Origin of the sequence: Parabacteroides sp. AF27-14 (genome assembly GCF_003635425.1) — a bacterium.
Lineage (GTDB): Bacteria > Bacteroidota > Bacteroidia > Bacteroidales > Tannerellaceae > Parabacteroides > Parabacteroides distasonis.
Genome location: NZ_QTLZ01000003.1, coordinates 85,789 through 98,801, shown reverse-complemented (window position 1 = coordinate 98,801; position 13,013 = coordinate 85,789). Strand labels below are relative to the sequence as shown.

Here is a 13,013-nt window from a genome sequence, read left to right as displayed (position 1 = left end):
AATAAGAAAAAGAGAAACGTATCAACATGAGAGTATGGATTAAACGGATAGGAGTGATATGCCTAATACCGATCGCATTGGTATTGTTACTCTCTATATTACTATATATACCTCCTTTCCAAAACTTCGCGGTACGGAAAGCGACCGAATATGCGGGAAAAGCGACTGGTATGCAAATCGGGATCGAGCAGATTAGGCTATCTTTCCCGTTAGACCTTACGGTTAAGGGTGTCGAGGTCGTAAATCCTCCCGCCGATACCTTGTTGAGTTTACAGAGCTTGACGGTACGGGTTCGTGCCCTTCCTCTTTTGCGGAAGCAAGTATTGGTAGAGGCGATCGACCTCCGGAACGTAAAGGTTAACACCGGGACTATGATTGAAGGTATAGAAATCAAAGGATTCTTGGGAAAGCTTTACCTGCACACCGATCGTATAGACCTGTCCGAGGAGAAAGCTACATTTAATACCGTAGATTTATCCGATACCGCCATTACCCTTCTATTAAATGATTCAACCTCGAAAGAAGACACGACTTCCACACCTCTGAACTGGGTACTCAAGCTGGATAAAATCAGTTTGGACCGGGTAGCCTTCGCCCTACAAATGCCCTCGGATTCCTTACGCCTTACGGCTTTCGTTAATAAAGCCGGGCTAAATAACGGCCTCGTAGATCTTGGAGCGGAACAATATAAGGCGAGAAACTTTGACATAACGAATTCTACATTCGCTTATGACGGGAATTACGCGGCACCCGAGCAAGGACTCGATTTCTCCCATATTAGTTTAACGAACCTGAACACTTCTATCGATTCCATCTTATATCAAGGAAAAGAAATAAACGCCCACATCAAGGAATTCTTCGTGGAAGAACGTTCCGGCCTCAAGGTTTCGGCATTGGCAGGAAATGTCCGGAGTGACCATGAACAGATAGACGTACCGGATCTACTTCTCCAGACACCAAATTCCGAAGTGAGATTGACAGCGACTATCCCTTGGAGCTCCCTCGAGGACCACCCACAAGGGAGCATGAAAGCCCTGTTAAACGCCTCGTTGGGGAAAGAGGATTTATTGATAGCGGCAGGTTCTCTTCCGGAGGATTTCAAGAAAGCCTACCCGGACAAGCCTCTCGCTATTACGGCTGGCGTAGAAGGCAACCTCTCCAGTATACGTATCATACAAGGCGATATCATGCTGCCGGGAGCGTTTCAGATGAACGTCACGGGTAGCATGGAGTCCGTGACGGATAGCATCCGGCGAACCGGTGAGATTCAGTTAAACGCTCGATCCGGTAATCTGGACTTTTTGCTGGCGATGCTTCCCGCCTCCCAACGGGATCAATTTGCCATTCCGGCAGGAATTCAGTTGAAGGGGGAAGCTACAGTCGCAAATCAAGAATACCGCACCGAGCTTGTTCTTACCCAAGATAAAGGCAAAGTAGGTCTGACCGCCCGCTATAATCCGGTAAAACTGGCTTATGAGGCTAATTTACGGATAGACAGTCTGGAACCTACTCATTTCATGCCCAAAGACTCTCTATTTTGGCTGACCGCCTCTGTTAAAGCAGAAGGCCGGGGCACAGACCCTTTCTCTGAACGTACATGGGCCAAACTGGACGGTAAGATATCGGATATACGCTATGGCGCCTCATCGGTATCAGACGTATCCATCGATGGCTCTCTGGAAAAGAACTTACTGAAAGTGGATCTGCTTAGCAAATACCCGTTGGCGAAAATGGATGTCTCCTTAAACGCGACCCTCCACAAGCACGAGGTGAAAGCGATGTTGATAGCGGATGTAGAGAACATGGATTTACAGGGTATGCACTTAATGGCAAATCCCTTCGCCACCTCTTTCCAGCTCTTCGCCGAGGCAGAAAGTAATCTGGATGAAGATAACACGATCGACGTTACGTTAGGAAACTGGGAGGTCGTCACCCCGAAACAAAGTTTCAAGCCGAAAACGCTGACCTTGCATGCCCGGACGGATATCGATACCACCCGTGTGTCTTTCCACGCCGGGGATTTAGGGATCATCCTCACGGGTAATGATTGCATACACCACATCACGGATAAGTTGACTAAGGTATCGAACGATATCACCCTCCAATTGGAACGGGACTCGACAGTCAATCTGGAGATCCTTCGCCCGCTCCTCCCCGATATGTACCTCGAGGTACGGGCAGGACAGGACAATCCGATCTACAACTATCTCCAAACCTATTACGTAGATTTCAAGAGCATCGCCATGAACGCCTATACCTCACCGGAAACGGGTATACGCATGGATGCCTCCATTTACGATCTGGCACGGGATACGATGCAGATCGATACCATCCGGGCGGAGATGCACCAAGATTCGCTCGGACTACTCTATAGCGCCCAAGTGATCAAGAATAAATACAGGCAGCAACAACCTTTCAGCGCTGGGCTGGACGGGCAAATACGTTATGGCTTCGGCGACGCCCGCCTTTATTTCAAGGACGGGAAAGGCGAGACCGGCTTGTTGCTCGGAATCCGGGCCGATAAGATACAGAACGGGGTCAAGTTCCATCTCTTCCCCGATGACCCGATCATAGCGTTCTGCCCTTTCAAGCTGAATCCGGATAATTACGTCGTGGTACGCAGCATGAAGGATATCGAGGCGAACCTACGACTCAGCGGAGATAATAACGCCGCCCTCTGGATACACTCCCAAGCGGAAAGTGACGAGATGGAGGAAGTCCACGCCGAGTTGAACCAGATCGACCTTGGGGTTATCTCCAACGCATTCAGTTATATCCCGCCGATGAAAGGTATATTGAACGCCGATTTCCAGTACGCTCCTTCCGACTCGGCCTTCATGGTCGTGGCGGATATGAACATTGATGATCTGTATTATGAGAACGAGCGGGTCGGCGAACTCATGTTCAACGCTGTCTATCTACCTTTAGAGCAGGGGAACCATCAAGTGGATATGCACCTTTTCCGGGACCGGAAAGAGGTGAGTGCCATTACCGCCTTATACCAGATGGGCGAGACCGACCATATCAGCGGTAATATCGAGTTCATGCACTTCCCCTTGGATATCGCCAACCCGTTCATCCCGGATGATATGGCGAAAATGGGCGGAGACCTCGATGGTACGCTCGCTATCAGCGGACAAAGCGATAAACCCATGGCCGAGGGATATCTGATTCTCGATACCGCCTCCGTTTATGTAGGCGCCGCAGGTTCTACCTTCCGTTTCGACGATAAGAAGATAGAGATAAAGAACAACCGGATCTTGTTCAACCAATATGGTATTTACGCATACAACAAGAATCCGTTTATCATCAACGGAGAAGTGGATTTCAACGATTTATCCCGCATGACCGCCAATCTTAAACTAACGGCGAATAACTTGCAACTGCTGAACGTTAAGAAAAACGAGGAAAGCCTTGTCTACGGAAAGCTGTTCGTCAACCTGAATTCTACCGTACGCGGGCCGTTGGATGCCTTGACCATGCGAGGGGACTTGCAATTATTGGGCGGCACGAATATCACCTACGTGCTGAAAGACTCCCCGCTGACCGTGCAAGACCGTATGTCGGATATGGTAACCTTCACCTCTTTCACGGATACCTTACGTCGGCGCATGCCTCGTAAGCCCCCGTTGCCGATGGGAGGCATGGACATGTTGATGACGATCCACATCGATCCCGCCGTACAAGCGAACGTGGATTTAAGTCCCGACCAGTCCAACCATATCAATTTGGAGGGTGGCGGCGACCTTTCCTTCCAGTATACCCCGCAAGGCGATATGTTCTTGAACGGACGCTACACGCTGACGGGCGGAACCATCAAGTACTCCATCCCGGTCATCCCGCTGAAGGAGTTCAACGTACAGGAGGGTAGCTACGTGCAATGGACGGGCAACCCCATGGACCCGACCTTGAACCTTACGGCTACCGAGCGAGTCCGTACGTCCGTCACCCTAACCGGGCAATCATCGCCCCGCTTGGTAAATTTCGACGTAGGCATCGAACTGACCCAGCGACTGGAGAACCTAGGGTTGCAATTTACCCTCACCGCCCCGGAAGACATGGCGATGCAAGAGGAACTAACCTCGAAAGGTCCGGAGGAACGGGCGAAGCTGGCTGTCAGCATGCTCGTGACCGGTATGTACCTCGGCGGCGGTGGCGGTGGCGGCAAGGTGAACATGAATATGGGAGACGCCTTGAGCAGCTTCTTGCAAAGCGAGATCAACAACATCGCCGGAAGCGCCTTGAAGTCCGTGGATATCAGTTTCGGCATGGAGACGTACGACGATAATGGCGACGCCGGAGGCGGTACCCGTACCGACTACTCCTTCCGCTTCGCCAAGCGATTCTATAATGACCGTATCCGTGTGGTTCTAGGCGGCCGTATCTCTACCGGCGAGAACATTAACAACGGGCAGGCGCAGCCGTTCATCGACAACGTATCCGTCGAATACCGGCTGGACAGCAGCGGCTCCCGCTACGTCAAGCTCTTCCACGACAAGAACTACGAAAGCCTGCTGGAAGGCGAGATCACGGAGACCGGGGCCGGTATCGTGCTCCGCAAGAAAATGATGCACCTCAGGGAGTTATTCAACTTCAAGAAAACGAAAGTGAAACCCATAAATGATGAAAAGGAATGAAAAGCATTTTAATATATTTTAGGCGGGACGACTCCCTCGGGCGGGGGAGGATGTCTCCCTCGGGCAGGGGAGAGTGTCTCCCTCGGGCAGGGGAGGATGTCTCCCTCGGGCGAGGGAGAGCGTCTAACCCGAGCGGGGGATGGCACGTCGCCACCGGGAGCATCCTCCTATCCGTACTTCTTCTCTCCTCTTGCTCCACCACGAAGAACCTTCCCGAGGGAGCGGTCCTATATACCGGTATCAAGAAAATAGAGGTGAAGAACGAGGATAAGACCAAACCCGGCGAAGCCGCTTTGGAAGAAGTCGAGGCCGCCCTAGCCTATCCTCCCAACAACGCCTTGCTGGGAAGCTCCTCGATCCGGGTGCCTTTTCCTTTCGGCCTGTGGGTCTACAACGCTTTCGTGAACAAGAAAGGGAAGGTCGGCAAGTGGATCTTCAACAAACTAGCGTCGAAACCGGTGCTGATCACCACCGTGAACCCGGATGTCCGCGTCAAGGTAGCCCGGAATCTATTGAACGAGTACGGTTATTTCAACGGAGAGACCTCTTTCGAGATCATACCCGATCCCAAGAATCCCCGGAAGGCGAAGCTGGAATACAGTGTCACCATGAACGATCCGTATACGCTGGACAGCATCCAATACGTCCATATCCGTCACCGTGCCGACTCATTGATCGATGCCACGATCGGCGATCGTATCCTCCACAAAGGAGAGAATTTCAATGTCGTCCAGTTGCAAGCCGAGCGGGAACGCATCTCGTCCTTGCTCCGTAACAACGGCTATTACTATTTCCGTCCCGATTTCATCACCTATCAAGCGGATACCTTGTTGAACCCGGGGAAAGTGGCCTTACGGGTGACCCCGAAGGAAAGCCTGCCCCCCTCGGCCCTCCGCCCTTGGAAGCTCGGGGATATATCCGTCTGGCTAAACGGCTACCAGAATGAGACTCCCACGGACTCGATCCGCTATAAGGACCTTACGATCCATTATGAGGGCAAGCTAAGGGTTCGCCCCTCGGTCATTTACAACCGTTTATATTTCAAGCCGGGGGAACTTTATAACCAGCGGGCGCAGGAACGGACGCAAACGGCCCTGTCCCGCTTGGGTATCTTCCGTTATGCCGAGTTGCAATATTCCCCCCGTGATACCATGCGCCGCCAAGATACGCTGGATCTGCGGATCAATACGGTCTACGATCTTCCATTGGACGGCGAGCTCGAGTTGAACGTTACCGCCAAGAGTAACGACCAAGTGGGTCCGGGCGCCATTTTCAGCGTGACCAAACGGAATGTCTTCGGAGGGGGCGAGACCTTCGGCGTGAAACTCCGCGGCTCTTACGAATGGCAGACCGGCAACAAGCTGGATGGTAGCAACTCCAAGATCAACAGTTATGAGTTAGGCTTGACTACCACGCTGACTTTCCCACGGGTATTGTTCCCTACATTCAGCAAACGGGACATGAATTTCCCGGCCAGCACCACCTTCCGCCTCTATGCGGACCAGATGAACCGGGCCCGTTTCTTCAAGTTGCTGGCATTCGGTGGTGACGCCTCGTATGAGTTCCAGCCTACCGCCACGTCTCATCATTCCATCACCCCTTTCAAGCTGACGTTCAACTTGCTCCAGCATACCACGCATGAGTTCGACAGCATTACCAACGTGAACAAGGCCCTAAAGAAGAGTTTGCAAAATCAATTCATCCCGGCCATGAACTATACCTATACCTATGATGATTCCCCGATTACCAGTCGCCGGAACCATCTTTGGTGGCAGGCATCCGTTACCCAAGCGGGCCTTGTCTTGGATGGGATTTATGCGTTAGCCGGGAAGAAATTCAATAAAGAGGATAAGGAATTACTCGGCAACCCCTTCGCCCAATTCATCAAGGGAACCGCCGAGATACGTTATAATTACGCCCTCGGGCATAAGCAATATCTCGTAGGCCGATTAATGGCCGGCGCTATTTATAGCTACGGCAACGCCCGTACCTCCCCTTATAACGAGCAATTCTACATCGGCGGAGCGAATAGCATCCGTGCCTTTACGATCCGCAGCATCGGTCCCGGACGCTACTACCAGAACAGCGACAACAATAAATACGCTTACATCGACCGTACGGGTGATCTTAAATTCGAGGCCAACCTCGAATACCGCTTCCCGATCCTTGGCGACCTCCACGGGGCTACCTTCCTCGACAGCGGCAACATCTGGTTGATCCGAAACGATCCGGATCGTCCCGGCGGACAACTGAAATGGGGTAGCTTCCTCAAGGATCTAGCCTTGGGAACCGGCTTCGGCCTGCGTTACGACCTCACCTTTATCGTCATCCGTTTCGACGTGGGTATCGGTCTGCACCTCCCTTACGATACCGGAAAGAAAGGCTATTACAATATCCCAAAATTCAAGGACGGCATGGGTTACCATTTCGCTATCGGATACCCCTTCTAGCTGTTCCATTCCTAGGATTCTGTGGTCTTATCCAAGGTATTTCATTTTCAATAGGTCAACCCTAATTGGAAATGAGATACTTTTGCGCTCTCATTTTAATAACAAACAGATTAATTAACGAACAGAATCATGAAGAAGATTTTTTACTTAATGTTGGTAGCCCTTACTGTGGGTATGTTCACCGCTTGCGACGACGATGATGAGAATACCCCTCAAATCAACAACCCGGAACCCAAGGAACAATGGGGCAAGACGCTTCGAGGCGACAATCAAACCCTACTGGCCTTTCCTGATATCTATGCCGATTATTGGGAATACACCTATTCTTACAAAGATAATCCAAACATCGGCCTTCGTTTGACTGGAAAGTTCCCGAAGTCACGCTTCTTCAACTTCACGGTTTATAACGACGAGACCCAAATAGACGTATCCAGCATTGAAGACGTAAATATCCAACCCGACGACAGCTCCATCAACCCTTATGTAAAGGAAACAGATGACTACGGAGCAAATGGCTATACGATTTACATCATTCCCGCTAACACCCCCGCCAGCGCACGTGCCTCGATGAAGAACGTATGTGAGTTCCCGGAAGATGTCAATATGGTCTCCATTTTCATGCGTCTTTACTTGGCGAAACAATATAGCGGCGATGAGTATGGCGGCGTGGACATGCCTGCTATCCAAGCTTTCGATGTGACTACAGGTGAGGAAGTAGATTTCCCGAAGCGTGAGGTCTGCAACATCCACGAATCGTTGAACTTGCCGCCGATGGATTTCTCCGCCGACCTGCCGCAACTCCCGTTCATGCGTGCCCCGCTGAGCCTAATGTACCCGAACAGCCCGGCAGAATACCTATTCGCCCGCATCAAACTGAACGAAGGGGAGGTAGCAACTTTCCGTTTCATCCCTCCTACGGCTCCTAAAAGCGTAAGCGAATACGCCACCGCCGATGTACGATACTGGTCCATATGCCTCGGGTCAGCCGAGACCTACTCGTATGCCTCTATTTACGACAAAGAAATGCCTAAAGTGGACAAGGAAGGTTTCGTAACCTTTATCATAGCGGACGCCAACTCCGCCAAACTGCCCGATCTCCAAGCGAAGGCGGAAGCCAACGACGGTACATATATACTGACTTGGAACCGTAAGGAGCAAGGAGATGGAATCCTTGCCTTATACCGCAACATGGTGATCAATGAGAATTATCCACATTCCATGCGCAAGCTGATGGAGTCCGTTCCTCTAGCGGCCGCCGGCGGCGATATGAGCGGTTTCAACCCGATGAAGATGATCGCCATGCTCGCTATGGGCAACTGGGGACCGCAAGGCTATAAATTCAGCGAGGACGATTTCTTGAGCGATAGCTTCAATTACGCCAATATCCGAAGAATGAAATAAACCAATAGACATATCGTATTTTCAAGTCCCCTCGTATCCGGTCTGAACCGGGACAAGGGGACTTCCTTTTCACACTCTTATCATAAACCATGGAATTTAGATTCCTTATAGACGGGCGGTAATATAATCAATGATCTGCAGACAAAGGTTTGTGGTCTGCTCGTTCACGTCCAGTTCCGGATTCAGCTCTACCAAATCCATCGACTTAACCAGATTCGTAGACAACATATGATCCACGAAGTTATTAAACTCATCCGGCATCAGTCCCTCACACACACGGGTTCCCGTGCCCGGAGCGAAACGGGGGTCTATGCTATCCACGTCTATGCTGAAATGCACGTTGCGGATCTTCCGTTCCTTCAATTTCCGCTTGATATCCTCAGCTACGAAGCCGATGCCTTTCAGATGGATCGTCTCCATCGTATAGACACTCAGCTTCTCCCGTTCGATCAAATCCCACTCGCCCTCATCCAGACTGCGGGTCCCGACCAAGAATACGTTCTGAGGATTCACCTTATTCCCGGGAGCGTAGATATTCACCAGTTCCTCGCTTCCCATCCCCATCAACGCACTCAGAGGCATCCCGTGGATATTACCACTGGGTGACGTCTCGCTGGTATTGATATCCCCATGAGCGTCCAGCCAGATAATGCCGAAATCATCATAACATTTGCCCACGCCCGAGGCACTTCCCAAGCCCAGCGAATGATCCCCGCCAATCACCAAGGGGAACGCTCCTCCACGCAATGTATCATAAACCAACTCCGCCAGATTCGTATTCACCTCCACGATCGCATCCAGATATTTCATGCTGTTACCCCGTACGAACTTATCCGCCTCGCTAACAGGGGGTACATACAAATTACCCAAATCAAAGGCTTTATGCCCGTTCTTCCGGATCACTCCCATCAATCCCCGTTCCCGGAGGTGATTCGGGGCACGCTCTACGCCCTCCCGATCACATCCCAAGTTCAAGGGAACGCCTATTACATTTATTTTCATACCTTAGAATTTAGCGAATGTATCTCGTATGATACCAATAGCTTCCATCATTTGCTCCTCAGTAATCACCAAAGGAGGCGTGAAGCGGATGATATGATCGTGGGTAGGCTTGGCTATCAAGCCGTTTTCCTTCAACGCCAAACAGATGTCCCATGCCGTCTTCCCATCTTTAGGTTCCGTCACGACAGCGTTCAGCAAGCCTTTACCCCGTACTTTCTTAATCATCGGATTATCGATCTTCTCGATCTCGCTACGGAACAATTCACCCATCTTGAAAGCGTTCTCCGAGAGACGCTCATCGCGTACCACCTCCAAGGCGGCGATAGCTACCTTCGCCGCCAAAGGATTGCCCCCGTAGGTAGAACCGTGCTCTCCCGGAGCGATCGTTAGCATGATCTCATCATCCGCCAATACCGCCGAGACCGGACTGACCCCACCCGACAAGGCCTTTCCCAAGATCAAGATATCCGGGCGAATCCCCTCGTAATCGCAAGCCAATAGCTTACCGGTACGACCGATACCTGTCTGTATCTCATCCGCGATAAACAACACATTATGCTGATGGCAAAGATCATAGCAAGCCCGCAGATAACCATCGTCGGGCACCACGACCCCGGCCTCACCTTGGATCGGTTCCACCAAGAAGCCTACTACATCGGAATCTTTCAAGGCCTCGGCCAACGCATCCACCTTATTATAGGGTATCTTTATAAATCCGGGCGTATAAGGGCCGAAATCGGCGTAGGAACTAGGATCGGTGCTCATGGAGATAATCGTAATCGTACGTCCGTGGAAATTCTCGCTACAAACCACGATCTTCGCACGCTCCGGAGCGCCCCCTTTCCGACGGTATCCCCAACGGCGGCAAAGCTTCAAGGCCGTCTCTACCGCCTCGGCCCCCGTATTCATCGGCAAGAGCTTATCATATCCGAAAAACTTACAGGTAAATTCCATGTACTCACCCAGTATATCCGCATGAAAAGCACGGGATACGAGCGTAAGCTTCTCCGCCTGCTCCATCAGGGCCTTCACGATCTTAGGATGGCAATGTCCTTGGCTCAAGGCAGAATAGCCAGACAAGAAATCAAAATAACGTTTTCCTTCCACGTCCCACACGAACACGCCTTCGCCTCTTCTGAGAACGACCGGCAGAGGATGGTAGTTGTGGGCACCATACTTCTCCTCTCTGGTAATGTAATCTTCCGGTTTCATACTATAATTGAGTTTAAATGACTAGCATATTGTAAGCGTTTGCATCGGGATAGCTCAAAGATAAGCATTTGCGGCTAACCAATTGATTACGGGTATGTATGTTAAGAAACATATTCACAAAAAAGAAGGGATGCCCCGCTCTCCCCAAGGAGAAACAAGGGCATCCCTCTCACGTCAAACAAACAACGCTTAGTTCCGTATCCGTACCTTATAGGTCTGGTCGGCTATCCGGACAAGATAGACTCCCGAGGGAAGAGCGCGTCTTGTCTCGCCGGGAACGACCGCGAACCGGGCACGACGAGCACCCGACAGGCCGACAACCCATGCCTCAGCCGGACGATCCGCACGGATATGGAGGGCGTTGGCAGAGGTCCAAACCGCTATGCCTCCCTCTACCGAGGCATTCGATGTCGGGGTATCCGGGGTGTCGGGTGTGTCAGGATAATCGGGATCCACCGGCCCAGATTTGGGCGTATAGCTTACCACGAACGGGCTGAAGCTGGCAACGGAGATCTCCATATAATCATCCTCTAATGTCAAATTGTTATTACCCTCGGAATACACGTCTACCACGCCGTCCGAGCGGAGGTGGATAATCACGATATCATGTTGGGTTTTATTTACGCCTTCCGGATACGGGATACGTACCGTCACGATATCGGAGGGCTGCACGGGAGTTACGGCGGTAGTGGTGGATGCGTCGGTAGCGGAAATCGTGGTCGTCACCTTAACCAAGGTCACTTCCATCACGATCTTCGGGGCATCAGGAGCGATACCCGCATCTTGGGCGGCAGCTTTCGCTTTCTCTTCAATCTCAGCCTTTTTCGCTGGGTCTTCTATATCTTCCTTCACCAAGCGGAGGCTGGAGAGTTCCGTATCCGATGGCAGGGATACGGCATCGGGGATGATCACGATCGAGTTATCATCCGTTGGAACATTCGTTCCCTCCTGCCCTTCCTTTTCCTTGGGAACGGCCGGCGTACCGATCGTAGCGATCTCTTCCGGAGTCACGGAAGATTCCTGCGTAAAGGCAGCGGTTATCGTCAAGTCGTCGGTACCGGAGACGGTAATATTCCCAGATGCTAGCGGGTCATCATTCACTTTGTAACTCACGAATTCGTACTTTGGCAAGGCCGTATGTGCCAAGCTCAACTCAGTACCAACGGGTACGGCATCGCCGGATTTCACGCTCACTTCCTTACCCTCTTTTGTATAAGAAACGGAGATCGTACCGCCTTCCGGCTGCAGGATCTTGACGTAATATTCCGACTCGGGAAGTACCGTGAAGTTTACCTCATACGTACGCTTGGTCTGTCCATCCTCGGCGGTAACGACCAAGGTAGCCTTGGCCGATCCACTCTCGAGCGATACGGTAGCCGTGAACGATCCTGTCGGTTCTACGGAAACAGGCGATCCATTCACGAGCAGCTCAGCCTTCGCATCGACCAGCTGGCCGGATAAGGTGAGGGTAGCCGATTTCTGGGTGGAATTTGGGAGCAGCACCTCATATTTCATCGTAGAGGCAAGAAAACCGGGAAGCGGGGTAACCTCCCCACTTCCTTCCTTATACGATAGGGAACTCAAACGGGCTTCCGAGGACAGAGCCACGAGGATAGGCTCAAATTTCACCTCAGCCTCCACCGTATAGGCCGGCATCAAGAAGTAGGTCGTACCATCTTTCTCTTTCTGCAACGGAACAGTATTGGTTTTATCCCCGACCTTCCCGGATACCTTCAAGGAGCCGAACACCATTTGGTAGCCTTTGTTGGGGGTGGCGGCAATCGTCACCTTCGTACCGGAGGCGACCTCGCCGCCGGAAACAATCGAACTACCCGGAGCATCGGCGGTACTCAAGGTAAGCGTACCGTTCGCCGGGTTGGCGAAGGTGACGGTGGACTGGATCTTCTCGTACTCCACCTCTACCGTGACCGGGAAGTCCGGCATGGTGAAGGTGTAGAGGTAGGCGATACCGCTACTGGCATCGGGCTTAAACGTAGCCGGTACCGTTTCGGAGGGCGTACCCGTGCGGTAAACCTTCGGGTAACCGGAAGCCATTCGGTAGCCGTCGGCGGGGGTGACGGTAATCGTCACCTCGGTGCCGGAATGCAAGGTCGTAGGGGATGTGAGGGTCTCACCGTCCGCCGAGATCGATAAGGAGGCAGATCCTTCCGCGGGAGCCTCGAAAGTCAACATGAAAGGAAGAGCGGGGTAGTCGGGACGAGCCTTCGTCTCGATCCCTTCCTGCGCCCGGGCGGTCATCGAGAAGACCGCCAGCAGGCATACGAGCCATAAACTAGTATATTGTTTCATA

Annotated in this window: 6 protein-coding genes; 3 read left to right on the top strand and 3 right to left on the bottom strand. The window is 51.8% G+C overall.

Annotation, left to right across the window (positions count from 1 at the left end; genetic code table 11):
* The first annotated feature begins 26 nt into the window (after window positions 1–26).
* The 3 genes from DWY79_RS04365 (at window position 27) to DWY79_RS04355 (ending at window position 8,488) form a co-directional block, all read left to right on the top strand.
* The gene (locus DWY79_RS04365; RefSeq protein WP_122368921.1) at window positions 27–4,637 is read left to right on the top strand and encodes a translocation/assembly module TamB domain-containing protein; all 4,611 of its coding nucleotides are present in this window, start codon (window positions 27–29) and stop codon (window positions 4,635–4,637) included.
* Window positions 4,634–7,087: a BamA/TamA family outer membrane protein gene (locus DWY79_RS04360; RefSeq protein WP_122368920.1), complete on the top strand. Its 2,454-nt coding sequence runs from the start codon at window positions 4,634–4,636 to the stop codon at window positions 7,085–7,087. The genes DWY79_RS04365 and DWY79_RS04360 overlap by 4 nt, the downstream gene beginning before the upstream one ends.
* A 129-nt stretch (window positions 7,088–7,216) precedes the next feature.
* Window positions 7,217–8,488 carry a hypothetical protein gene (locus DWY79_RS04355; RefSeq protein ID WP_011966938.1) on the top strand — a complete coding sequence of 424 codons (1,272 nt, stop codon included), beginning with the start codon at window positions 7,217–7,219 and terminating at the stop codon, window positions 8,486–8,488.
* 105 nt (window positions 8,489–8,593) lie between these two features.
* Here the strand turns inward: DWY79_RS04355 and rocF are convergent, their stop codons facing one another.
* From rocF to DWY79_RS04340, 3 genes are all read right to left on the bottom strand, one after another.
* Complete coding sequence (gene rocF, locus DWY79_RS04350) at window positions 8,594–9,490, bottom strand: arginase (RefSeq protein WP_121962129.1); 897 nt, start codon at window positions 9,488–9,490, stop codon at window positions 8,594–8,596.
* A 3-nt stretch (window positions 9,491–9,493) separates the two neighbouring features.
* Window positions 9,494–10,702, bottom strand: coding sequence for an ornithine--oxo-acid transaminase (gene rocD, locus DWY79_RS04345; protein WP_122368919.1), 1,209 nt, complete (start codon window positions 10,700–10,702; stop codon window positions 9,494–9,496).
* Between the two features lie 189 nt (window positions 10,703–10,891).
* Window positions 10,892–13,012, bottom strand: coding sequence for a cadherin-like beta sandwich domain-containing protein (locus DWY79_RS04340; RefSeq protein WP_122368918.1), 2,121 nt, complete (start codon window positions 13,010–13,012; stop codon window positions 10,892–10,894).
* Window position 13,013: the final 1 nt, after the last annotated feature.

Bases quoted from the DNA above. Each gene is read 5' to 3' on its own strand.
- DWY79_RS04365 (WP_122368921.1), top strand. From the start codon at position 27: ATGAGAGTATGGATTAAACGGATAGGAGTGATATGCCTAATACCGATC.
- DWY79_RS04360 (WP_122368920.1), top strand. From the start codon at position 4,634: ATGAAAAGCATTTTAATATATTTTAGGCGGGACGACTCCCTCGGGCGG.
- DWY79_RS04355 (WP_011966938.1), top strand. From the start codon at position 7,217: ATGAAGAAGATTTTTTACTTAATGTTGGTAGCCCTTACTGTGGGTATG.
- rocF (WP_121962129.1), bottom strand. From the start codon at position 9,490: ATGAAAATAAATGTAATAGGCGTTCCCTTGAACTTGGGATGTGATCGG.
- rocD (WP_122368919.1), bottom strand. From the start codon at position 10,702: ATGAAACCGGAAGATTACATTACCAGAGAGGAGAAGTATGGTGCCCAC.
- DWY79_RS04340 (WP_122368918.1), bottom strand. From the start codon at position 13,012: ATGAAACAATATACTAGTTTATGGCTCGTATGCCTGCTGGCGGTCTTC.